The 23,787-nt window shown below is 69.0% G+C and carries 21 protein-coding genes; 17 read left to right on the forward strand and 4 right to left on the reverse strand.

Translation table 11 applies throughout. From position 1 onward, the window contains the following. Positions 1–7: 7 nt before the first annotated feature. From ispG to AC5Y6Y_RS13760, 10 genes are all read left to right on the forward strand, one after another. Positions 8–1,186: a flavodoxin-dependent (E)-4-hydroxy-3-methylbut-2-enyl-diphosphate synthase gene (gene ispG / locus AC5Y6Y_RS13715; RefSeq protein ID WP_463826993.1), complete on the forward strand. Its 1,179-nt coding sequence runs from the start codon at positions 8–10 to the stop codon at positions 1,184–1,186. Between the two features lie 49 nt (positions 1,187–1,235). Next, positions 1,236–2,090 carry a GNAT family N-acetyltransferase gene (locus AC5Y6Y_RS13720; protein WP_473139949.1) on the forward strand — a complete coding sequence of 285 codons (855 nt, stop codon included), beginning with the start codon at positions 1,236–1,238 and terminating at the stop codon, positions 2,088–2,090. 91 nt (positions 2,091–2,181) lie between these two features. Beyond that, on the forward strand, positions 2,182–3,990 hold the full coding sequence (locus AC5Y6Y_RS13725; RefSeq protein ID WP_473139948.1) for a penicillin-binding transpeptidase domain-containing protein: 1,809 nt from the start codon (positions 2,182–2,184) through the stop codon (positions 3,988–3,990). Positions 3,991–4,068: 78 nt separating this feature from the next. Continuing rightward, complete coding sequence (locus tag AC5Y6Y_RS13730; protein ID WP_463827176.1) at positions 4,069–4,644, forward strand: DUF1707 SHOCT-like domain-containing protein; 576 nt, start codon at positions 4,069–4,071, stop codon at positions 4,642–4,644. A 36-nt stretch (positions 4,645–4,680) separates the two neighbouring features. Continuing rightward, positions 4,681–5,538 carry a type I methionyl aminopeptidase gene (gene map, locus AC5Y6Y_RS13735; RefSeq protein WP_463826990.1) on the forward strand — a complete coding sequence of 286 codons (858 nt, stop codon included), beginning with the start codon at positions 4,681–4,683 and terminating at the stop codon, positions 5,536–5,538. Positions 5,539–5,630: 92 nt separating this feature from the next. Continuing rightward, entirely contained in the window at positions 5,631–6,179 is a 549-nt protein-coding gene (locus AC5Y6Y_RS13740; protein WP_463827175.1) for an alpha/beta hydrolase, read from the forward strand. Positions 6,180–6,205: 26 nt separating this feature from the next. Next, positions 6,206–7,561, forward strand: a complete 1,356-nt coding sequence (locus AC5Y6Y_RS13745) for a glutamine synthetase family protein (protein ID WP_473139947.1) — start codon at positions 6,206–6,208, stop codon at positions 7,559–7,561. Continuing rightward, positions 7,542–8,282 carry a gamma-glutamyl-gamma-aminobutyrate hydrolase family protein gene (locus AC5Y6Y_RS13750; RefSeq protein ID WP_473139946.1) on the forward strand — a complete coding sequence of 247 codons (741 nt, stop codon included), beginning with the start codon at positions 7,542–7,544 and terminating at the stop codon, positions 8,280–8,282. Before AC5Y6Y_RS13745 ends, AC5Y6Y_RS13750 begins: the two co-directional genes overlap by 20 nt. After that, the gene (locus AC5Y6Y_RS13755; protein WP_463826987.1) at positions 8,279–9,646 is read left to right on the forward strand and encodes an aldehyde dehydrogenase family protein; all 1,368 of its coding nucleotides are present in this window, start codon (positions 8,279–8,281) and stop codon (positions 9,644–9,646) included. Before AC5Y6Y_RS13750 ends, AC5Y6Y_RS13755 begins: the two co-directional genes overlap by 4 nt. Continuing rightward, entirely contained in the window at positions 9,643–10,419 is a 777-nt protein-coding gene (locus AC5Y6Y_RS13760; RefSeq protein ID WP_473139945.1) for a 3-oxoacyl-ACP reductase, read from the forward strand. The genes AC5Y6Y_RS13755 and AC5Y6Y_RS13760 overlap by 4 nt, the downstream gene beginning before the upstream one ends. Position 10,420: 1 nt before the next feature. On the opposite strand, the gene AC5Y6Y_RS13765 is transcribed toward AC5Y6Y_RS13760, so the two are convergent. From AC5Y6Y_RS13765 to AC5Y6Y_RS13780, 4 genes are all read right to left on the reverse strand, one after another. Next, complete coding sequence (locus AC5Y6Y_RS13765) at positions 10,421–11,356, reverse strand: PPE family protein (protein WP_463826985.1); 936 nt, start codon at positions 11,354–11,356, stop codon at positions 10,421–10,423. 83 nt (positions 11,357–11,439) lie between these two features. Then, the gene (locus tag AC5Y6Y_RS13770; protein WP_473139944.1) at positions 11,440–12,570 is read right to left on the reverse strand and encodes an alkaline phosphatase family protein; all 1,131 of its coding nucleotides are present in this window, start codon (positions 12,568–12,570) and stop codon (positions 11,440–11,442) included. A 39-nt stretch (positions 12,571–12,609) separates the two neighbouring features. Then, positions 12,610–13,989 (reverse strand): mycothione reductase, encoded by a 1,380-nt coding sequence (gene mtr / locus AC5Y6Y_RS13775; protein ID WP_499930102.1) that lies wholly within the window; start codon positions 13,987–13,989, stop codon positions 12,610–12,612. Positions 13,990–13,996: 7 nt separating this feature from the next. Continuing rightward, positions 13,997–14,983, reverse strand: a complete 987-nt coding sequence (locus AC5Y6Y_RS13780; protein WP_463826982.1) for an alpha/beta hydrolase — start codon at positions 14,981–14,983, stop codon at positions 13,997–13,999. A 130-nt stretch (positions 14,984–15,113) separates the two neighbouring features. Between AC5Y6Y_RS13780 and mqo the strand changes: the two genes are divergently transcribed. Genes mqo through AC5Y6Y_RS13815 form a run of 7 tightly spaced genes read left to right on the forward strand, consistent with a single transcriptional unit; the run spans position 15,114 to position 23,732 of the window. Beyond that, positions 15,114–16,595, forward strand: a complete 1,482-nt coding sequence (gene mqo / locus AC5Y6Y_RS13785) for a malate dehydrogenase (quinone) (RefSeq protein ID WP_473139942.1) — start codon at positions 15,114–15,116, stop codon at positions 16,593–16,595. 7 nt (positions 16,596–16,602) lie between these two features. Continuing rightward, a complete protein-coding gene (locus AC5Y6Y_RS13790; RefSeq protein ID WP_463826980.1) occupies positions 16,603–17,079 on the forward strand; it encodes a GNAT family N-acetyltransferase in 477 nt (158 codons plus the stop codon). Then, positions 17,076–18,905, forward strand: coding sequence for a magnesium chelatase subunit D family protein (locus tag AC5Y6Y_RS13795; protein ID WP_473139941.1), 1,830 nt, complete (start codon positions 17,076–17,078; stop codon positions 18,903–18,905). The genes AC5Y6Y_RS13790 and AC5Y6Y_RS13795 overlap by 4 nt, the downstream gene beginning before the upstream one ends. Before the next feature lies 1 nt (position 18,906). Beyond that, positions 18,907–19,521, forward strand: a complete 615-nt coding sequence (gene cobO, locus AC5Y6Y_RS13800) for a cob(I)yrinic acid a,c-diamide adenosyltransferase (RefSeq protein WP_473139940.1) — start codon at positions 18,907–18,909, stop codon at positions 19,519–19,521. Then, positions 19,515–20,912 (forward strand): cobyrinic acid a,c-diamide synthase CobB, encoded by a 1,398-nt coding sequence (locus AC5Y6Y_RS13805; protein ID WP_473139939.1) that lies wholly within the window; start codon positions 19,515–19,517, stop codon positions 20,910–20,912. Before cobO ends, AC5Y6Y_RS13805 begins: the two co-directional genes overlap by 7 nt. Beyond that, positions 20,909–22,117, forward strand: a complete 1,209-nt coding sequence (gene cobA / locus AC5Y6Y_RS13810) for a uroporphyrinogen-III C-methyltransferase (RefSeq protein WP_473139938.1) — start codon at positions 20,909–20,911, stop codon at positions 22,115–22,117. The genes AC5Y6Y_RS13805 and cobA overlap by 4 nt, the downstream gene beginning before the upstream one ends. 22 nt (positions 22,118–22,139) lie before the next feature. After that, positions 22,140–23,732, forward strand: a complete 1,593-nt coding sequence (locus AC5Y6Y_RS13815; protein ID WP_463826975.1) for an MFS transporter — start codon at positions 22,140–22,142, stop codon at positions 23,730–23,732. Positions 23,733–23,787: the final 55 nt, after the last annotated feature.

The raw sequence follows: 23,787 nt of genomic DNA on the forward strand, positions 1-23,787 counted from the left end.
CAGAACAGTGACCGTTGGCCTGGGCCTGCCGCAGCCCCCGGCGCCCACGCTGGCTCCCCGCCGTAAAACGCGTCAGCTGATGGTGCGCGACGTCGGGGTGGGCAGCGACCATCCGATAGCGGTGCAGTCGATGTGCACCACCAAAACCCATGACGTCAACACCACGTTGCAGCAGATCGCCGAGTTGACCGCGGCCGGCTGCGACATCGTCCGGGTGGCATGCCCGCGCCAAGAGGACGCCGACGCACTGGCCGAGATCGCCAAGCACAGCCAGATCCCGGTCATCGCCGACATCCACTTCCAACCGAAGTACATCTTCGCCGCCATCGACGCCGGGTGCGCGGCCGTCCGCGTCAATCCCGGCAACATCAAGGAGTTCGACGGCCGGGTCGGCGAGGTGGCCAAAGCCGCCGGCGCCGCCGGCATCCCGATCCGTATCGGCGTCAACGCGGGTTCGCTGGACAAGCGCTTCATGCAGAAGTACGGCAAGGCCACCCCGGAGGCGCTGGTCGAGTCGGCGCTGTGGGAGGCCTCGCTGTTCGAGGAGCACGGTTTCGGCAACATCAAGATCAGCGTCAAGCACAACGACCCGGTGATCATGGTCGCGGCCTACCAGCAGCTGGCCGAGCAGTGCGACTATCCGCTGCATCTGGGTGTCACCGAAGCCGGACCGGCGTTCCAGGGCACCATCAAGTCCGCCGTCGCCTTCGGTGCGCTGCTGTCCAGGGGCATCGGCGACACCATCCGGGTCTCGCTCTCCGCGCCCCCGGTCGAGGAAGTGAAAGTCGGCACCCAGATCCTGGAGTCGCTCAATCTGCGCCCGCGCGGTCTGGAGATCGTGTCCTGCCCGTCCTGCGGTCGCGCTCAGGTCGACGTCTACACCTTGGCCAACGAGGTGACCGCCGGACTGGACGGACTCGACGTGCCGCTGCGCGTCGCGGTGATGGGGTGCGTGGTCAACGGCCCCGGCGAGGCCCGCGAGGCGGACCTGGGCGTGGCTTCCGGCAACGGGAAAGGCCAGATCTTCGTCAAGGGCGAGGTGATCAAGACGGTGCCCGAATCGCAGATCGTCGAGACGCTGATCGAAGAGGCCATGCGGCTGGCCGAGCAGATGGGCTCGGAGGCCGACGCGACCGAGAATCCCGGGACGGCAGCGAGCGGTTCGCCTATTGTGACCGTAAGCTGATAGAGGCCTGACTCACCGGCCCTCGACACGCACGACAGAGAGTTTTGAGATGTCGGCTCCGCCCATCTTGCGCCTGGTTGGCGAGAGACGGGTGTCGGTGGTGCGTGATGCCGCCGCCGTATGGCGCGTCCTCGGCGAGAACCCGGTCGAATCGTGCATGGTGGCCGCGCGCGTCGCCGATTACGGCGTGGAGCCCAATTCGATCGGCGGGGAACTGTGGACGCGCGGCGGTGTGGACGAGTCGCTGTGCTTCGCCGGCGCCAACCTGATTCCGTTGCGGGGCAACCTGATCGATCTGAATGCGTTCGCCGACGAGGCCAAGAGCACGGCGCGGCGGTGTTCGTCGCTGGTCGGGCGGGCCGATCTGGTGCTGCCGATGTGGCAGCGTCTGGAACCAGCCTGGGGTCCGGCGCGTGACGTGCGCGCCGACCAGCCGCTGATGGCGCTGAACACCCATCCCCAGTGCACGCTGGACACCGAAGTGCGCCAGGTGCGCCCGGAGGAACTCGATGCCTATCTGGTGGCCGCCGTGGACATGTTCATCGGCGAAGTCGGCGTCGATCCGCGGCTCGGCGACGGCGGCCGCGGCTATCGCCGCCGGGTGGCCAGCCTGATCGCGGCCGGACGGGCGTGGGCGCGCTTCGAACACGGCCAGGTCGTGTTCAAGGCCGAAGTGGGATCACAGTCGCCATCGGTCGGACAGATCCAGGGTGTGTGGGTCCATCCCGAGCTGCGCGGCCGCGGAATGGGCACGGCCGGGACCGCGACGCTGGCCGCCGTGATCGTCGGCAGCGGGCGGATCGCCAGCCTGTACGTGAACGACTTCAACACGGTGGCGCGGGCCGCTTACGCCCGGATCGGGTTCAAAGAAGTCGGCACCTTCGCCACCATCTTGCTGGACTGACCGCGCCGGGCCCGACCGGGTCCAAGCCATAACGGTTCGGTCTCGGTGTGTCGGCCGTCGTCGCGCGGTCACAGCTTTAACATCAGCATCGATGGTCACAAAAACAACATTGGCAACAGCGGTGGTCGGTCTGCTGATCGTGCTGACGATCCTGCCCGGGTGCACCCCGAAACCCGAGGGCCCCGGACCGGCCGCCGAGAAGTTCCTGGCCGCGCTGTCGGTCGGCGACACCGCAACCGCCGCGCGACTCAGCGACGCGCCCAACGAGGCCCGCGAAGCACTCAACGCCGCATGGGCCGGCCTGCAGGCCACCCATCTCGACGCCCAGGTGCTGAGCTCGAAGTACGCCGAGGACACCGGCATGGTGGTGTATCGCTTCACCTGGCATCTACCCAAGAACCGGACCTGGAGCTATGACGGCCAGCTGAAAATGGCCCGTGACGAGGGACGGTGGCAGGTGCGCTGGACCCCGACCGGGCTCCACCCCAAGCTGGGCGAACACCAGACGTTCGCACTGCGCGCCGACCAGCCCCGGCGCGCCTCGGTCAATGAATTCGGCGGCACCGATGTGCTGGCCCCGGGTTATCTGTACAACTATTCGCTGGACGCCACCCAGGCCGGGCCGGAACTGAGCGCGACATCGCATGCGGTGATCGACGCGTTGCGTCCCTTCAACGACCAGCTCAACGACCCGCAATTGCTTGCCGAGACCGCCAGCTCGGCGACCCGGCCCGTCGACCTGGTCACCCTGCTGCCCGACGACAGCAACCGGGTCTTTCCGGCGATCGGCCAGCTTCCCGGCGTCGTCATCACACCACGACCCGAACTGTTGGCCACCGATCCCCACTTCGCGCCGGCAGTGATGAGCGAAGTGCGCAAGGCCGTGATCGACCAGCTCGACGGCCAGGCCGGTTGGCGCATCGTCAGCACCAACCAGAACGGTGTGGACGTCGCGGTGTTGCACGAAGTCGAGGGTTCGCCGGCGCCGTCGGTGTCGATCACCCTGGACCGAGCCGTGCAGAACGCCGCGCAGCACGCGGTGGACACCCGCGGCGGCAAGGCGATGCTGGTGGTGATCAAGCCGTCGACCGGGGAGATCCTGGCCATCGCACAGAACGCCGGGGCCAGCGCCGAGGGCCTGCCGGCCACCACCGGCCTGTATCCACCGGGTTCGACCTTCAAGATGGTCACCGCCGGCGCGGCCGTCGACCGCGACATGGCGACCCCCAACACCATGCTGGGTTGCCCCGGCCACCTGGACATCGGCCATCGCACCATCCCGAACTACGGCGGCTTCGACCTCGGCGTGGTGCCGCTGTCGCGTGCCTTCGCCAGTTCCTGCAACACCACCTTCGCCGAACTGAGCAGCAAACTCCCACCGCGCGGGCTGACCCAGGCGGCCACCCGCTACGGGATCGGACTGGACTACCAGGTCGAGGGCATCACCACGGTGACCGGCTCAGTACCGCCGACAGTGGATCTGACCGAGCGCACCGAGGACGGCTTCGGGCAGGGTCGGGTGCTGGCCAGCCCGTTCGGCATGGCCCTGGTGGCGGCCACCGTCGCCGCCGGCAAAACCCCGGTGCCGCAGCTGATCGCCGGCCGGCCGACCACGGTCAACGGCGACAACACCCCGATCAGCCCAAAGATGGTGGAGGCACTGCGGCCGATGATGCGGCTGGTCGTGACCAACGGGACCGCCAAGGAGATCGCCGGGTGCGGGGAGGTCTACGGCAAGACCGGTGAGGCCGAATTCGCGGGCGGCTCGCATTCCTGGTTCGCCGGATACCGCGGCGACCTGGCTTTCGCGGCGCTGATCGTCGGGGGCGGCAGCTCGGAATACGCGGTCCGGATGACCAAGGTGATGTTCGACTCGCTGCCGCCGGGCTACCTGGCCTGATAGTCATCGAACCCGCCGGCGGCGGTAAGTTGCGAGGGTGTGCGCGAAAGACCGGAGTAGGCCGTGACGGACGGGGACATGGCGTTGCGGGTCTCCGACGCCGACCGCAACGGCACCATGCGCCGCCTGCACAATGCCCTGGCGCTCGGGCTGATCGACATCGACGAGTTCGAGCAACGGTCCACCCAGGTGGCCTATGCGCGGACCCGCAACGAGCTCGACAGCCTGGTCGGCGACCTGCCCGGACCAGGTGCGATCGTCAGCTCCGCCACCGACCGGGTGGAACTGCGCGGCTGGGCCGGTTCGCTCAAGCGGCACGGGGAGTGGACGGTGCCGACCCGGCTCACGCTGGTGCGCAGGTTCGGCAACATCGACCTCGATCTCACCAAGGCGCGCTTCGCGGGGCCCGTGGTCGTCATTGAGATCGACATGAAGTTCGGCAACCTCGATCTGCGTCTGCCGGAGGGCGCCAGCGCCTCCATCGACAATGTCGAGGCCTACGTGGGCAGCGCGAGCGATCGTCGCAAAGACCCGCCGGCGGAAGGCAATCCGCACGTCGTGCTGACCGGTCAGCTGGTGTTCGGCTCGGTGATCATTCGCGGTCCGCGCCGGGCGCTGCTGCGCCGCCCGCACCTGTTCGACGGCCGCTCGTAGCGGCAGCGCCGGGTGCGCCTCGCTAAGCTGTCTGCCATGCCCGCTCGTACCGCGCTTTCCCCCGGCGTGCTGTCCCCGACGCTGCCGGTACCCACGTGGATCGCGCGCCCGGAATACGTCGGCAAATCCACGGCCAAGGAAGGCACCGAGCCGTGGGTGCAGGAGCCCGAGGTCATCGAGAAGATGCGCGTCGCCGGCCAGATCGCGGCCCGGGCGCTGCAGGAAGCCGGCAAGGCCGTCGCCCCGGGCGTCACCACCGACCAACTCGACCGCATCGCCCACGAATACATGGTCGACAACGGGGCGTACCCGTCGACGCTGGGCTACAAGCACTTCCCGAAATCGTGCTGCACCTCGCTCAACGAGGTGATCTGCCACGGCATTCCCGACTCGACGGTGATCGAGGACGGCGACATCGTCAACATCGACGTCACCGCCTACATCAACGGCGTACACGGCGACACCAACGCGACGTTTTTGGCCGGCGACGTCTCTGAGGAGCACCGCCTGCTGGTCGAGCGCACCCACGAGGCGACGATGCGGGCGATCAAGGCCGTCAAGCCCGGCCGGGCGCTGTCGGTGATCGGACGCGTCATCGAAGCCTACGCAAATCGGTTCGGCTACAACGTGGTTCGTGACTTCACCGGGCACGGGATCGGCACCACATTCCACAACGGGTTGGTCGTGCTGCACTACGACCAGCCCGCCGTCGACACGGTAATTCAGCCGGGGATGACGTTCACCATCGAGCCGATGATCAACCTGGGTGGGCTGGACTACGAGATCTGGGACGACGGTTGGACAGTGGTCACCCGTGATCGCAAGTGGACCGCGCAGTTCGAGCACACGCTGCTGGTCACCGAAACCGGGGCCGAAATCCTCACGCTGCCCTGAGCTGCCGTCCAGTGTCGGGGCCGGCCCACACAGCGATGCCGTCCGCTGCCCGGGGCGGCGATTTCCGGTAATTTGCGGTGGTGCCCCCGACGATGATGACCACGCACGACGGCTTCCCGGTCCCGGTGGGCGTGTCCGGCCCGGAGAAGGGCACTGTCGTGGTGGTGCTGGCCGCCGAGCAACGCGCCCCCGCCGCCTACGACCCCCTCTGCGAGCGACTGCACAACGCCTCGCTGCGCACCGTCGTGATCGGCGCCGACCCGCGCCTGACCCCGAAGTCGGTGATCGGCATCCTCGATTCGCTCGGGATCGGCTGGGCGGTGGTGGTCGGCGATCGCAGCGGCGCGGAGTTGGCGTGGGTGCTGGCCGCCACCAAGTTGGGTCGCTTCGCCGGACTGGTCGCGATCGACCGGCCACATCCGCGGATCAACGGCGGCGAGGGGCCCGACGACACGTGCCCGCCGGTGGAAATCGCCACTACCGTGTTGGTGAGCGTGCCGACCGTGCGCGACGCCGCCCGGGACAGCCAGCGCTTCGTCTTCGGTGACTACCGGGTGGTGGAGATGCTCGGGCGGCGCAGCGCGCACGAGACGACCGCGCAGCTGGCCACCGAGATCATCCTGCGTACCAGCGGTTGGTGAGGTTTCCAGGTGGTTGACTGACGAGCATGACTGGGTTCTCCGAGGCTGACCTGGAACGGCTGGTCGCTGCCGGTGACATCGACACCGTCATCGTGGCGTTCACCGACATGCAGGGCCGGCTGGTCGGCAAGCGGGTGGCGGGCCGGTTCTTCGTCGACGAGGTGGCCGGGCACGGCGCCGAGTGTTGCAGCTATCTGCTGGCCGTCGACGTCGACATGAACACCGTTGCCGGGTATGCGATGTCGAGCTGGGAGACCGGCTACGGCGACATGACGATGACACCGGACCTGAGCACGCTGCGCCGTGTGCCGTGGCTGCCGGGCACAGCGTTGGTCCTGGCCGACCTGTCCTGGGCCGACGGCAGTCCGGTCGCGGTGTCGCCGCGGGCGGTGCTGCGCCGCCAACTCGATCGGCTGGGCGAGCGTGGGCTGGTCGCCGACGTCGCTACCGAGCTGGAATTCATCGTCTTCGACCAGTCCTACCGGCAGGCCTGGGCCGGCGGTTACCGTGACCTGACCCCGGCCAGCGACTACAACATCGATTACGCGATCGCGGCGTCCACGCGGATGGAGCCGCTGCTGCGCGATATCCGGCTGGGCATGCAGGGCGCGGGGCTGCGGGTGGAGACCAGCAAAGGCGAATGCAATGCCGGCCAGCAGGAGATCGGCTTCCGCTACGACCAGGCGCTGGTCACCTGTGACAACCACGCGGTGTACAGGAACGGTGCCAAAGAGATCGCCGACCGGCACGGCAAGAGCCTGACGTTCATGGCGAAATACGATGCGCGCGAAGGCAACAGCTGCCATATCCATGTCTCGCTGCGCGACACCGAGGGCTCGGTTTTCTCCGATCCCGATGCGCCACAGGGTATGTCGGCCACCTTCCGGAGCTTCATCGCCGGGCTGCTGGCCACCGTGCGGGAGTTCACGCTGTTTTATGCGCCGAACATCAACTCCTACAAGCGTTTTGCCGACGGCAGCTTCGCGCCCACCGCGGTGGCCTGGGGCCTGGACAACCGCACCTGCGCGCTGCGGGTGGTCGGGCACGGACCGAGTATCCGCGTCGAGTGCCGGGTTCCCGGCGGCGACGTCAACCAGTACCTCGCCGTGGCGGCGCTCGTCGCGGGCGGGTTGTACGGTATCGAGCAGGGTCTCGAGCTCGGCGAGCCGTACCTCGGGAATGCCTACGAGGCCCAGGATGTGGAGCGACTGCCCGGCACGCTCACCGAGGCGGCCGCGGCATTCGGGGCCTCGTCACGTGCCCGTGCGGCGTTCGGCGACGAGGTGGTCGCCCACTACCTCAACAACGCGCACGTGGAACAGGCGGTGTTCAACGCGGCGGTCACCGACTGGGAGAGGATTCGTGGCTTTGAACGGCTCTAGGGACAGCGCGCGAGCTCCGGTCGTCGGGCTCACCATGTATCGGGAGCAGGTCCGCACCGGGGTCTGGGACATCCCGGCCGCCTACCTGCCCGCCGACTACTTCGAGGGCGTGGCGCTCGCCGGTGGCGTCCCGGTCCTGCTGCCGCCGCAGCCGGTGGCGCCCGACACCGTCGATGCGCTGCTCGACCGCCTGGATGCGCTGGTGATCACCGGGGGGTACGACCTGGACCCTGCCTGCTACGGCCAACAGCCGCACCCCACCACCGATGCGCCGCGCACCGATCGGGACGCCTGGGAGTTCGCGTTGCTACGGGCCGCGCTGGACCGGCGGCTGCCGGTGCTGGGCATCTGCCGGGGCGCGCAGATCCTCAACGTCGCCTTCGGCGGCACCCTGCACCAGCATCTGCCCGAGGTGCTCGGCCACTCCGGGCACCGGGCCGGCGACGGGGTGTTCAGCAGGCTGCCGGTGCGCACGGTGGTGGGCACCCGGGTGGCGGCGTTGCTGGGTGAGTCCACCGACGTGCCGTGCTATCACCACCAGGCCATCGACAAGGTGGGCGACGGACTCGTGGTCGGTGCCTGGGACGCCGACGGGGTGGTCGAGTCCGTGGAGCTGCCCGGTGACACGTTCTGCCTTGCGGTGCAATGGCACCCGGAGAAGTCGCTGGACGACCTGCGGCTGTTCACTGCGTTGGTCGACGCGGCAAGGACGCGCCGGTGACTGCGGTACAGCTGCTCAACCCCGCCACCGCGGCAGTGCTGCGCTCGGTGGAGCACGCCGACGCGGCGGCCGTCGACGACGCGGTGGGCCGCGCCCGGGCGGCCCAGAAACGGTGGGCCAGGCTCGCGCCGGCCGACCGCGCCGCCGGCCTGCGGGCGTTCGCCGCCGCCGTCAACGCCCACCTCGACGAACTGGCCGCGCTGGAAGTGGCCAACTCCGGACACCCGATCACCTCGGCCGAATGGGAGGCCGGCAACGTCCGCGATGTGCTGCAGTATTACGCCGGCAGCCCGGAACGACTGTGCGGCAAGCAGATTCCGGTGGCGGGCGGCATCGACGTCACCTTCCACGAACCGATGGGCGTGGTCGGGGTGATCACCCCGTGGAACTTCCCGATGGTGATCGCGACCTGGGCCATCGCGCCCGCTCTGGCGGCGGGCAATGCGGTACTGGTCAAGCCTGCCGAATGGACGCCGCTGAGCACCATGCGAATCGGTGAGCTGGCCGCCGCGGCCGGATTGGACCCGGACCTGCTGCAGGTGTTGCCCGGCCAGGGTGCGGTGGTGGGGGAGCGGTTCGTCACCCACCCCGACATCCGCAAAGTGGTGTTCACCGGGTCCACCGACGTCGGCAAGAAGGTGATGGCCGGCGCGGCAGCGGCGGTCAAACGGGTGACGCTGGAACTGGGCGGCAAGAGCGCCAACATCGTCTTCGACGACTGCGATCTGGAGCGTGCGGCCGCGACCGCACCGGCCGGGGTGTTCGACAACGCTGGACAGGATTGCTGCGCCCGCAGCCGAATCCTGGTGCAGCGCAACGTCTATGAGCGGTTCATGGAACTGCTGGAGCCGGCCGTCAAAGCCGTAGTGGTCGGCGATCCCGCCCAGCGCGACACCGAGATGGGCCCGCTGGTATCGGCGGCGCACCGCGCCAGGGTGGCCTCCTACGTGCCCGACGGTGCCCCGGTCGCGTTTCAGGGCGTCGCCCCGGCCGGCCCCGGATTCTGGTTCCCACCAACGGTTCTCACCCCGCAACGCGGTGACCGCAGCGTCACCGACGAGATCTTCGGACCGGTGGTCACGGTGCTGGCCTTCGACGACGAGGCGGACGCCGTCGAGCTGGCCAACGACACCGAATACGGTCTGTCCGGGTCGATCTGGACCGACGATCTGTCCCGGGCGCTGCGGGTGTCCCGCGCGGTCGAGTCCGGCAACCTGTCGGTGAATTCGCATTCCTCGGTCCGTTACAGCACCCCGTTCGGCGGATTCAAGCAGTCGGGGCTGGGCCGCGAGCTCGGACCCGATGCGCCGCTGCACTTCACCGAGACCAAGAACGTCTTCATCGCGATCAAGGAGAGTCCGTGATCAACCTGACGCAACGGCTGGCCGGGCGGGTGGCCGTCATCACCGGCGGCGGCAGCGGCATCGGTTTGGCCACCGCCCGCCGCATGCACGCCGAGGGTGCCACCATCGTCATCGCCGACATCGACGGCGAGGCCGGCGGCGCGGCCGCCGAGCAACTGTCCGGTCTGTATGTGCACGTCGACGTTTCCGACGAGGAGTCGGTGAACAAGCTGTTCGACGCCGCCGCCCACACCTGCGGTGGGGTCGACATCGCGTTCAACAACGCCGGTATCTCACCGCCGGAGGACGACCTGATCGAGCACACCGAACTGGCGGCCTGGCAGCACGTGCAGGACGTCAACCTGAAGTCGGTGTACCTGTGCTGCCGGGCGGCGTTGCGGCACATGGTGCCGGCCGGCAGGGGTGCGGTCATCAACACGGCATCCTTTGTCGCAGTGCTGGGTTCGGCGACGTCACAGATCTCCTACACCGCCTCCAAGGGGGGCGTGCTGGCCATGTCACGCGAACTCGGTGTGCAGTTCGCCCGGCAGGGCATCCGCGTCAACGCGCTGTGCCCGGGTCCGGTGAATACTCCGCTGCTGCAGGAACTTTTCGCCAAAGACCCGGAGCGGGCGGCGCGCCGGCTGGTGCACGTGCCGCTGGGCCGGTTCGCCGATCCGGACGAGATCGCCGCCGCGGTGGCGTTCTTGGCCAGTGACGACGCGTCGTTCATCACCGCGTCGACGTTCCTGGTCGACGGCGGCATCAGCTCGGCCTACGTGACCCCGATCTGAGTCAGGAGCAGATCAGCCGCGCGCAGACGGCCCGCCCGCCGATCATCCGCATCCGGCGGGCAGAGGCGCGGAAGTCCACGCTGACCGGGCTGGGCGGTTCGATGTCGCTCCAGGCCGGCGGCACCGACAATCGACCTATCCGCGCCCCACCGCCCCAGCGTGCCGTCACCGAAGCCGCCGCCCGCCGGGGTCCGCGGCCCAGGAAATTCAGCAGCTGCATCGGGAATTTTACCGGCGCGGCCAACGAACCCAGCCGCACCAGCGAGGAGGACATCGACATCAGCGCGGCATCGAAGGCGGCCGACGGCGACGACGCGAGCGCCTGCAGTGCCTGCGGAAGGCTGGAGATCAGTTGCGATCCGGCCGCGATCACGTCGGGGTCGCTGACCTCGCCCGACCTGGCGAGCACCGGCAGGTCGACGGCCAGCGGCGCCGAGGTGAACGGCGTCACCCGGGAGGCCGCGGCAGCCGCGTCGGCATAGCTGTACATGGCTTCGACGTCCCGGGCCCACATCTGTTCGTAGTCGGCGTCGACGGTGGCGATCGACTCGCTGTCCTGGCCCAGCGAATTGGTGCTGGCCATCGAGGTGCGCCGGGACCGGTTGGCGGCGACGACGGCAGGAGGCACCACCGCCGCATGCGCTTCTTCGTAAGCACTCGCGGCTGCCGCGGCATGTGCGGCCGTCTGCCGGCCTTTGGCGGCGGCGGCGCCCAGCCAGCCCAGGTAGGGCGCGGCGGCCTGGGTCATCGCGATGGCGGCGTGACCCTGCCACCCGCCGTTGAGCCGGGTGGTCACGCTCCGGAAGTCGGCTGCCGCTTCGTCCAGCCCGTCGGCCAACTGGTTCCAGGCTGTCGCGGCCGCCAGCAACGATCCCGCGCCGGGACCGGCATACATTCGCGCCGAGTTGATCTCCGGTGCCAGGCAGCCGTAATCCATCGCTACATCTCCTCAGCCGTGGCCCGCGACCAGCAGATCCACGTTCTCAACCTATCCCGAGCCCGTGGTGTCAGCCACCTGACTCAACATTTGAGTTCGCTCCGAATTTCGATCAGCGGAATTGCCCGTTCCGCGGCGGTCGCCGCGCCGTGAAAGCCGACGAGACGGGCCGACTCCGGCGGTTCGTGGCCGGTCGCCAGGATTGCCGCCTCGCCGGTGCAGGTGACCACGACATCGCCGATCCGGGGCAGGTGGTCGGGGCGGACCGGCCCGAAGACGCCCGATGCGACGGCCTGGGCCCGGGTGCGGACCTGCGCGCGGCCGGCGAGCAGCTCGGTCCAGGTGGCCACCACGTCGTCGGTGGCGCCGGGTTCGGTGTGCAGGTAGCGCACCCGCGGTTCGCCCGCCACCACCCGCACACCCGCCGTGAGCCGCGGGTCGGCGTCCATGTCGATGCGGGCGTCCGTGGGCACGTTGAGACCGCCGTGGTCGGCGGTGACCAGCAGCACGGCGTTCTCCGGCAGCGCCTCGGTCACGCTGCGCAGCAGGGCGTCGACCCCGCTCGCCGCTTCGTGCCAGGCTGGTGAGCCGATGCCGAACACGTGGGCGGCGGTGTCCAGGTCGGCGGTGTAGCCGTAGATCAGGCCGGGCGCCGCGCGTACCTCCGCTGCCAGCGTGGCTGCGTAGTCCGCACCGGAACGCGCCGGGACGAACGTGGCACCGCGATACGCCGCCTCGGTCAGTCCGCTGCCGCGGAACCACTCCGGCAGCACCGCGCGCGTGCCGACCCCGGCGCGGGACAGCCGCTGGAACCACGTCGGCAACGGCTGCCACTGGGCGTGCGGTGGGTCGTCGCGCCAGCGGATGTGATTGAGCACCTGCTTGGTGCCGGGCACGTTGACCGTGAAGCCCAGTACCCCGTGCTGGCCGGGCGGGGCTCCGGTGCCCAGTGACACCAGGCTGGCCGGGGTGGTGGACGGAAAGGTGCAGTCCAGGCGGCGCAGCCGTCCGGTGCCGCCGGCGAGCACCGAGGCCAGCAGCGGCGCGTCCGCGGCCAGGTCGGCCAGCAACTCCCAGCCCATCCCGTCGACCAGCACGATGCAGACGCGGTCGGTGCCGCCGACCGAATCCGCCAGCCCGAGTACGTCGACTCCGTCCGGCACCCCGAACAGTGCCGCCACGCTGGGCAGCACATCGCAGATCGAGCCGGGCACGCGGTCAGTGTGGCACGGCTGCGAGCGGGCCAGGCTGATTCACGCCAGGCCCAGCAGCGCGTTCTCGACCACTTCGGGCAACGCCGGGTGGATCCAGTACTGACCGCGGGCCATCTGAGCAGCGGTGAGACCGAAGCTCATGCCCTGGATCAACGGCTGGATCAGTGCCGAGGCCTGGTAGCCCATGAAGTGCGCGCCCAGCAACTTGCCGGTGCCGCGTTCGGCGATCAGCTTGACGATGCTGGTGGTGTCTTCCATCGCCCAGCCGTAGGCGACGTCGCCGTACTCCTGAATCTTGACGGAAATGTCGTATCCCTCTGCCAGTGCCTGGTTTTCGGTCAGTCCGACGCTGGCCAACTGCGGGTCGGTGAAGACGGCGGACGGAACGAATCGGTGGTCGGTGACGGCCATCGACTCGGTGTCGTCCCAGTCGGTGAGCAGATTGTGCGCCACCACCCGGGCCTCGTGGTTGGCGACGTGTTTGAGCTGATGGGGCGATGAGACGTCACCGAGGGCGTAAACCCCACGCGCAGAGGTTCTTTGGTAACAGTCCACCACGATTCTGCCCAGTTCGACATCGACACCCACCTGTTCGGCGTCCAGTAGATCGGCGTTGGAGATCCGGCCGGTGGCGACCAGCAGTGTGTCGGCCTCGATGCTGGACCCGTCGTCGAGTTTGACGGTGATGCCCGAGTCCCGGTTCTCGGCGTCGACGACGTTGCGCCGCGCCCGCAGCTCCCATTTGGCGGACGCGATCCGGGTGAACTGTTCGCAGATCGCGTCGTCACAGTGCTTGAGCATGGTGCCGCCGCGCATCACGATGGTGACCCGGCTACCCAGGCTGGCGAAAATGTGCGCGAATTCCGCTGCCACGTAACCACTTCCGACGATCACCAGGTGCTGTGGCAGGGTGGGGATGCGCATCACGGTGTCACTGGTGTGGTAGGTCACACCGCTGTTCTGGATCGCGGGCGGGACCACTGGTCGCGAACCCGCCGCGATCACCACCTGCTCGGCGGTGAACTCGTCGCCGGCCTCGGTGCGCAGCAGGTAGCGGCCGTCGTCCTGGGCTGGCCCGAAACGGGTGTGGTGGCCGTACACCTCGACGTTGGGCAGCCAACGCCGATAGTCTTCGCCGCTGTTCGCGATCGGATCGATGCGGCCGAACACACGGGAGACGATGTCATCCCAGCGCACCCCGTCCAGGTGCGCGTCGATGCCGAACTTCGCCGCCCCGCGTACCGCCTCGGCGACCTCGGCGGCGTAGACGAACATCTTGGTCGGAATGCAACCCACGTTCAGACAGGTGCCGCCGAAGGTGCCCTGCTCACAGATCGCCACCCGCTTGTCGGCGTAACGCTCGTCGAGAATGGAGTTGCCCGAACCGGTTCCGATGATTGCGAGATCGTAGGTTTCCATTCAGCGGTCAGCCTTTCCGTGTGCAGAGATAATCGTCCAGCCACCGGTCGAGATGGCGGTAGGCCAACCGGCGTGGTTGCTCCAGCGACAAGAAGACGTCGTGTTTGGCGTCGGGAACCGGAACGATGCTGCTGCGGTTGCCGATACAGCCGGCCCAGCGGGCGATCTGGCGGACGTCGAGCACCGCGTCACCGCATTGCAGCGCCTGCGGGCCGGCGTCTTCGGGCACGGTGTGATCCGAGCGCAGGATCAGGTTGGGCACCCCGACGTCGAGTCCCCGGTGCAGGCGGGCCTGGCCGCTGCGCACGGCATGCAGCCAGCCGAAGGTGATGGGGAAGCCGCCCAAGGGCTTCCACCGCAGGTCGTAGTCGAACTCGCCGTGGTAGTCGCGGTGCAGGCTGGAGCCGTAGCCGCCGGCACCGCCGGCCCGCGCGATCGCCTTGCCCCGCACCCGCGACAGCGCCGCAATGGTCGCCGACGTGACGCCGAGTCGGAGGTAGGCCGGCCCGTGCAGATCGAGGAAGGGGCTGTTGAGCACCAGGCCCCCGATGCCGGCGGACCCGGTCGCGTTCCGGCGCCGCAGGCGGTCCAGCCACAGGGACACGATGAGCCCGCCCGCGGAATGCCCGTACATCACCACGGTGGGATTGCCGGACTCAGCGCGGATCAGGGTCACCGCGCGGCGAAGCTCGGTGTCGTAGCGGGCCAGGCTGGTGGTGAAGTGCGGGGTCTGCCCGGGCTGCCGCGACCGGCCGCACTTGCGCAGGTCCAGCGCGTAGAACCCGAAGCCGCGCTCGGCGAAATGGTCGGCCAGGGCGGTCTGGAAGAAGTAGTCGGTGTAGCCGTGGACGGCCAGCACCGCGTGCTCGGTAGCCGCCGGCGGCCCGCGTCGGACCAGGGTCGCGACGATGTCGCCCTCGCCGTCGGGATCGGCCCCCAGCGGGATCGAGTGCTGCCAGTAGCCGGGTAACACATCGGGCACCCAGCCAGTCACGATGGCCAGCTTAAAGAAGGTGTCCCGGTGGTGCTCACAAAGGTGCCGGGCCGTCGGGCGCTTGGGTCGTTGGGCCCGGACCCATCGGGATAACCTGGGACCGGCATACGCAGGGAAGGATCATCAGCCGGTGTCACAGCGAACCAGAACCGACGTCGTGCTGGTGGGCGCCGGGATCATGAGCGCGACGCTGGGGGCGCTGCTGCGCCGGCTGGAGCCGGACTGGTCGATCACGGTGATCGAGCGACTCGACGGCGTCGGCGCCGAAAGCAGCAGTCCGTGGAACAACGCCGGCACCGGCCACGCCGGGTTGTGTGAGATGAACTACACCCCGCAGCGGCCCGACGGCACGATCGACATCAGCAAAGCGGTGCTGGTCAACGAGCAGTTTCAGGTCACCCGCCAGTTCTGGGCGTACGCCGTGGAAAACGGCATGCTGACCGACGTCCGCGACTTCCTCAACGCCGTCCCGCACGTGAGTTACGTCCGCGGCGCCGACGGTGTCGAGTATCTGCGGCGCCGCCGTGACGCGCTGGCGTCCAACCCACTGTTCGCCGCCACCGAATTGATTCTCGACCCGGACGAATTCGCGCGCCGGCTGCCGTTGATGTCCGCCCGACGCGACTTCACCGAGCCCGTGGCGCTCAACTGGTCCGCCGACGGCACCGACGTGGACTTCGGCGAGTTGTCCCGCCAGCTCGTCGGTTACTGCGTGCGCGGCGGCGCCACGGCGTGGTTCGGTCATCAGGTGCTCAACCTGTCCCCCCGGTCCGACGGCGGCTGGACCATCACGGTCGCGAACCGCCGCACCGGCGAAAAGCGCCAGCTCACCGCCAAGTTCGTGTTCGTCGGCGCCGGTGGCGACGCGCTGCCGTTGTTGCAGAAATCGGGCATCAGGCAGATCCGGGGCTTCGCCGGGTTCCCGATCGGCGGCCGCTTCCTGCGCTGTACCAACCCGGCGCTGACCGCCGGGCACCGCGCCAAGGTGTACGGCGTGCCGTCGCCGGGCGCCCCGCCGCTCGGCGCGCTGCACCTGGATCTGCGTTTCGTGCACGGCAAGCCGTGGCTGGTGTTCGGGCCGTACGCCGGTTGGTCGCCGAAGTTCCTGAAACACGGGCACTTCAGTGACCTGGCCCGGTCGATCCGGCTGGGGAATCTGGTGCCGATGCTCGGTGTCGGCGCCACGCAGACGACCATGCTCGCCTATCTGCTCGGCCAGTTGCGGCTGTCCGAACCCGAGCGGGTCCGCGTGTTACGCCAATTCGTACCCGCCGCAACGGATTCCGACTGGGAAATGACGGTGGCGGGACAGCGGGTCCAGGTGATCCGGCGGGGCCGTCGCGGGCGCGGGGTGCTGGAGTTCGGCACCTCGCTGGTCGGTGACGCCGACGGCAGCATCATCGGCCTGCTCGGCGGCTCGCCGGGTGCCTCGACCGCGGTGCCGATCATGCTGGAAGTTCTGCAAACCTGTTTCGCCGGCCGGTATCAGTCGTGGTTGCCCCAGCTCAAAGAGATGGTGCCGTCGCTGGGGGCCACGTTGTCCGACGAACCGGTGTTGTACGAGGAGTTGCGGTCCTGGACCTCCCGGGCTCTGCAGTTGGACGCCGCGTGAGCCGCCGATGAGTGAAGCATTGCGCCGGATGTGGTCCAAAGATCTTGACGCGCAGACTCTTTACGAGCTGCTCAAACTGCGAGTGGAGGTTTTCGTGGTCGAGCAGGCGTGGCCCTACCCGGAACTCGACGGGCGCGACCTGCTCGCCGAGACCCGGCACTTCTGGCTGGAATCCCCGCAGGGAGAGGTGATCTGCACGTTGCGGCTGATGGAGGAACACCCCGGCGGAGAGAAGGCCTTCCGGCTCGGCCGGTTGTGCACCAAGCGCAGCGCCCGTGGTCAGGGCCACACCACCCGGTTGCTGCGCGCCGCGCTGGCTGAGGTGGGTGACTTTCCGTGCCGGATCGACGCGCAGACCTACCTGGTCGACATGTGGGCCCAACACGGGTTCGTCCGGGACGGCGATGATTTCATCGACGGCGGCATTCCGCACGTGCCGATGCTCAGGCCCGGTTCAGGACCCGGCGCGGGAGCTCAGCGATGAAGGCCTACCCGTTCAGCGCCATCGTCGGACACGACCAGCTGCGGCTCGCGCTGCTGTTGTGTGCGGTACGCCCGGAGATCGGCGGTGCCCTGATCCGGGGTGAGAAGGGCACCGCGAAGTCGACGGCGGTGCGCGGACTGGCCGCGCTGCTGTCGGCGGCGACGGGTGCCGAAGGTGCCGGCCTGGTCGAAATGCCTTTGGGCGCAACCGAAGACCGGGTGGTGGGCTCGCTGGACCTGCAACGGGTGTTGCGCGACGGCGAGCACGCGTTCTCGCCGGGACTGCTGGCCCGCGCCGATGGCGGGGTGCTCTACGTCGACGAGGTGAACCTGCTGCACGACCATCTTGTCGACATCCTGCTCGACGCCGCGGCGATGGGACGGGTGCACATCGAACGCGACGGCATCTCCCACTCCCACGACGCCCGCTTCGTGCTGATCGGGACGATGAATCCCGAAGAGGGCGAGCTGCGTCCGCAGTTGCTGGACCGGTTCGGACTCACCGTGGATGTCCAGGCGTCCCGCGACGTCGACGTACGGGTGGAGGTGATCCGCCAACGAATGGCCTACGAGGCCGACCCGGAGGGCTTCGCGCAGCGTTACGCGCCCGCCGATGCCGAGCTGGCCGCGCGCATCTCCGCGGCCCGCGCGTTGGTCGACGATGTGGTGTTGCCGGACAACGAGTTGCGGCGCATCGCGGCGCTGTGCGCGGCGTTCGACGTCGACGGCATGCGCGCGGATCTGGTGGTGGCCCGGACCGCCGTCGCGCACGCGGCCTGGCGCGGGGCTCACACCGTGGAGGAAGAGGACATCCGGGTGGCGGCGCAGCTGGCGCTGCCGCATCGGCGCCGGCGTGACCCGTTCGACGAGCACGGCATCGACGAAGACCAACTGGACGAAGCGCTGGCCCAGGCCGCGCAATCCCAGGACGGCGAACCGGACCCGGATCCCGATCCATCGGGCGGCGGCGTCACACCCAAGAGCGATACACCACAACCGAATTCGAACCCCGCACCACCACGGCCCAGCGCCCCGCCGGCGAAGGTCTTCCGCGCCCGGGCGCTGACCGTGCCCGGCGTCGGTGCCGGGGCCCCCGGCCGACGGTCCCGCGCGCGCAACGCCGCCGGCAGCGTGGTGGCCGCCGCACCACCGGCCGACCCCGACGCCCACGGTCTGCACCTGTTCGCCAGCCTGCTGTCGGCGGCCGAGCAGGCATCGGCCGGCGGGCGGTTGCGGTTGCGGCCCGACGACATCCGCCGCGCCGTCCGCGAGGGCCGGGAAGGCAACCTGGTGATCTTCGTCGTCGACGCGTCCGGGTCGATGGCCGCGCGCGACCGGATGGCGGCGGTCAGTGGCGCCACCCTCTCGCTCCTGCGCGATGCCTATCAGCGTCGCGACAAGGTCGCCGTCATCACGTTCCGGCAGCAGGCCGCTACCGTGTTGCTGCCGCCGACCTCGTCGGCGCACATCGCCGGCCGTCGACTGGCCCGCTTCGACACCGGTGGCAGGACGCCGCTGGCCGAGGGTCTGCTGGCCGCGCGTGAGCTGGTGCTGCGCGAGCGGGTGCGCGACCGGGGCCGGCGGCCGCTGCTGGTGGTGCTGACCGACGGACGCGCGACCTCCGGCCCAGACCCGTTGGGCCGCAGTAAAATTGCCGCAGCCCGCCTGGTCGCCGAGGATGTCGCCGCGGTGGTGGTGGACTGCGAGACGTCCTATGTGCGGCTGGGTCTGGCCGGTCAGCTCGCCACCCAGTTGGGCGCGCCGGTGCTGCGGCTCGAACAGCTGCACGCCGACCACCTCACCCAAGCCGTTCGTAGCGTGGCCTGATATGCCGCAGGGCATTCCGACCGAAGTTCCCGACGACGGCCTGACCACCCGGGCGCGCCGCAACACCCCGGTACTGGCCGTGCACACCGGCGACGGCAAGGGTAAGTCGACGGCCGCGTTCGGAATGGCGTTGCGGGCCTGGAATGTCGGGCTCGGCATCGGGGTGTTCCAGTTCGTCAAAAGCGCGAAATGGAAAGTGGGCGAGGAGTCGGTGTTCCGGCGACTCGGCGAGCTGCACGACGAACACGGCGTCGGCGGCGCGGTCGAGTGGCACAAGATGGGCTCGGGCTGGTCCTGGACCCGCAAATCGGGCAGCGACGTCGACCATGCGGCGGCGGCCGCGGACGGTTGGACCGAGATCAAGCAGCGCCTGGCCACCCAGCGGCACGACTTCTACGTCCTCGACGAGTTCACCTACCCCTTGAAATGGGGTTGGCTCGACCTCGATGACGTGCTGGAGGCGCTCACGGCTCGACCCGGCCACCAGCACGTGGTGATCACCGGCCGCGACGCCCCGCCGCGGCTGATCGAGGCCGCCGACCTGGTGACCGAGATGACCAAGGTCAAGCACCCGATGGACGCCGGGCGCAAGGGCCAGAAGGGAATCGAGTGGTAGCCCCCGCGCCCGCCGTCATCATCGCTGCGCCCGCCTCCGGCAGCGGAAAGACAACGGTCGCAACGGGTTTGATCGGTGCCCTGGTTCGGGCCGGGCACCGGGTGGCGCCGTTCAAGGTGGGCCCGGACTTCATCGACCCCGGCTATCACGCGCTGGCCGCGGGCCGTCCCGGCCGCAACCTGGACCCGGTGCTGGTGGGGGAGTCGTTGATCGGCCCGCTGTTTCGGCACGGCACCGCGGGCGCCGACATCGCGGTGATCGAAGGAGTGATGGGTCTGTTCGACGGGCGGATCGGGGCGACCGTGACCGGCCCGGCGGTGGGGTCCACCGCGCACGTCGGCGCCCTGCTGGGCGCGCCGGTGATCCTGGTGGTCGATGCACGAGGCCAGAGCCACAGCATCGCCGCGCTGCTGCACGGTTTTTCCACGTTCGACCCCCAGACCCGGGTCCGCGGCGTCATCCTCAACCGCGTCGGTTCGGCCCGGCACGAACAGGTGCTGCGGCAGGCGTGCGAGCAGGCCGGCGTGCCGGTGCTGGGTGTGATTCCCCGCGTCGCCGAATTGGAGCTGCCGACCAGGTATCTGGGTTTGGTGACTGCCGTTGAATACGGTCGGCACGCCCGGTCGGCGGTGGCGGCGATGACGGATCTGGTGGCCCGTCATGTCGATCTGGCCGCCGTGGTGGCGGCCGCCGGGGGACGGGTCGACGACGCGGCGTGGGATCCGGCGGTCGCCGTCGGGCCGGTCGCAGGCGCCCGCGACGCGGTGATCGCCGTGGCTGCGGGAAAGGCGTTCAGCTTCGGCTACGCCGAACACGCCGAACTGCTGCAGGGCACCGGTGCGCAGGTCGCCGAGTTCGACCCGCTCAGTGAAACCCTGCCCGCGGGGACGACCGCCGTGTTGTTGCCGGGCGGGTTCCCCGAGCAGTTCGCCGCCGAGTTGTCCGCGAACGACGAGGTGCGCCGGCAGATCCGCGAACTGGCCGCTTCCGGCGCTCCGGTGCATGCCGAATGCGCGGGACTGATCTATCTGGTCTCCGACGTCGACGGACACCCGATGTGCGGGGTACTGGCCGGCTCGGCGCGCTTCACCCAGCACCTCACCCTGGCCTACCGCGACGCCGTCGCGCTGGCCGATTCGTCGGTGTACGCGACCGGGGAGCGGGTGTCCGGACACGAATTCCACCGGACCACAATCGCTTTCAACGACGACTACCAGCCCGCCTGGGCCTACCCGGGGGCCGGCGGGGCGCGCGAAGGCGCAGTGCACGGCGGTGTGCACGCCTCGTATCTGCACACCCACGCCGCCGCGACGCCCCGGGCGGTGGCGCGCTTCGTCGCGCACGCCACGGCCTGCACCGCCGCCACACCCGCCACTAGGCTTGCCCGGTGACCGAGAGCCCCTACCTGGTGGGACTGCGACTGACCGGCAGGAAGGTCGTCGTGGTCGGCGGGGGCAGCGTGGCGCAACGACGGCTACCACTGCTCATCGCCAGCGGCGCCGACGTGCACGTCGTCTCCCGCAGCGCCACCCAGTCCGTCGAGGCGATGGACGGGATCACGCTGACGTTGCGGGAATACCGCGACGGTGACCTGCACGACGCCTGGTATGCCATCGCGGCCACCGACGATCCGCAGGTGAACGCGGCCGTCGTCGCCGAAGCGGAACGTCGCCGCATCTTCTGTGTCCGCGCGGACATCGCCGTCGAGGGCACCGCGGTCACCCCGGCGTCGTTCGAATACGCGGGCCTGTCGGTCGGCGTGCTGGCCGGTGGCGAGCACCGCCGTTCGGCGGCAATCCGGTCGGCGATCCGCGAGGCGCTGCAGCAGGGCGTCATCCTCGCCGACAGCGAGGACGCGGTGCGCGGAAGTGTGGCACTGGTCGGCGGCGGACCCGGCGATCCCGAGCTGATCACGGTGCGCGGCCGCCGCCTGCTGGCCCAGGCCGACGTCGTGGTGACCGATCGGCTCGCGCCGCCGGAGTTGCTCGCCGAGCTGGCCCCGCACGTGGAGGTGATCGACGCGGCCAAGATCCCGTACGGGCGCGCCATGGCCCAGGACGCGATCAACGCCGTGCTGATCGAACGGGCTCGGGCCGGCAAGTTCGTGGTCCGGCTCAAGGGCGGTGATCCGTTCGTGTTCGCACGGGGTTACGAGGAAGTGCTGGCGTGCGCCGAAGCGGGGATTCCGGTGACTGTGGTGCCGGGTGTGACCAGTGCCATAGCTGTACCTGCCATGGCGGGCGTTCCGGTCACCCATCGGGCCACAAATCACGAGTTTGTGGTGGTCAGCGGCCATCTGGCGCCCGACCATCCCGAATCGTTAGTGAATTGGGATGCATTGGCAGCAATGACGGGCACGATTGTTTTGCTGATGGCGGTCGAACGCATCGAACTCTTCGCGGCCGCGCTGCTGGAAGGCGGCCGACCTGCGGATACTCCCGTGTTGGTGGTCCAGCACGGCACGACGGCGGCGCAACAGACGTTGCGGGCCACCCTCGCGGAGACCCCGGAGAAGGTCCGTGCGGAGGGGATCCGACCACCCGCAATCATCGTGATCGGACCCGTCGCGGGCCTCGGGGCTTTAGACGATTCTTAAGATTACTGTAAGGTAACCTGCTATGACGGCTCTCAACGACTCAGAGCGGGTTGTCCATACTTGGACAGATGGACGCTCGCAAAGTTCGGCACAGGAGCGTCCCACGGATTCGGTGGAGACCACCTTGCAGCGCCTGAGCAGGTATTACCCGACCTGGCTGCCTTCCTACCGGTTCATCGCCGCGGTCATCGCGATCGGTGGGATGCAGCTGTTGGCCACCATGGACAGCACCGTTGCCATCGTCGCGCTTCCTAAGATTCAGGACGAGCTCAGCCTGTCCGATGCGGGCCGCAGCTGGGTGATCACCGCCTACGTGCTGACCTTCGGCGGACTGATGCTGCTCGGCGGGCGCCTCGGCGACACCATCGGGCGCAAGCGCACGTTCATCGTCGGTGTCGCCCTGTTCACCATCTCCTCGGTGCTGTGCGCGGTCGCGTGGGATGAAGTGACCCTGGTCATTGCGCGGCTCTCGCAGGGCATTGGTTCGGCGATCGCATCGCCGACCGGTTTGGCGCTGGTGGCGACGACCTTCCCGAAGGGGCCGGCGCGTAACGCCGCGACCGCCGTGTTCGCCGCGATGACCGCGATCGGTTCGGTGATGGGTCTGGTGGTCGGCGGGTTCCTGACCGAGTACTCCTGGCGGCTGGCGTTCCTGGTGAACGTGCCGATCGGGCTGGTGATGATCTACCTGGCCCGCACCGCGCTGCGGGAAACCAACCGCGAGCGGATGAAGTTGGATGCCGCAGGTGCGATGCTGGCCACCCTGGCCTGCACCGCGGCCGTCTTCGCCTTCTCGATCGGGCCGGAAAAGGGCTGGATCTCGGTGACCACCATCGGTTCGGGCGTGGTGGCACTGGCCGCCGCGATCGCCTTCGTCATCGTGGAGCGCACCGCGGAGAACCCGGTGATTCCGTTCGAGCTGTTCCGCGACCGCAACCGGCTGGTCACCTTCGGCGCGATCTTCCTGGCCGGCGGCGTCATGTTCAGCCTGACCGTGTCGATCGGCCTGTACGTGCAGGACATCCTGGGCTACAGCGCGCTACGCGCCGGCATCGGGTTCATCCCGTTCGTCATTGCGATGGGGATCGGCCTGGGCATCTCCTCACAGCTGGTGTCCCGGTTCTCGCCGCGGGTGCTGACCATCGGCGGTGGCTGGCTATTGCTGGGCGCCATGATCTACGGCTCCCTGTGCATGCACCGCGGGGCTCCCTACTTCCCCAACCTGGTGTTGCCCATCGTCGTCGGCGGCATCGGGATCGGGATGGTCGTCGTTCCGCTGACGCTCTCGGCGATCGCCGGCGTCGGGTTCGACCAGATCGGTCCGGTCTCGGCGATGACGCTGATGCTGCAGAGCTTGGGCGGGCCGTTGGTGCTGGCGGTCATCCAGGCCGTGATCACCTCGCGCACGCTCTACAACGGCGGCACCACCGGGCCGGTGAAGTTCATGAACGAACTGCAGCTGCATGCCCTCGACAAGGGCTACACCTACGGGTTGCTGTGGGTGGCCGGCACGGCCGTCATCGTGGGGTGTGCGGCGCTGTTCATCGGTTACACGCCGGAGCAGGTCGCGCACGCGCAGGAGGTCAAGGAAGCGCTGGACGCGGGCGAGCTGTAGCCCTTCGCGTCGTCGCGCCCTTCGCGTCGCCGAGCCCGCATTCGCCGCTACCCCC

This window comes from Mycobacterium sp. NGS24 (genome assembly GCF_059813065.1).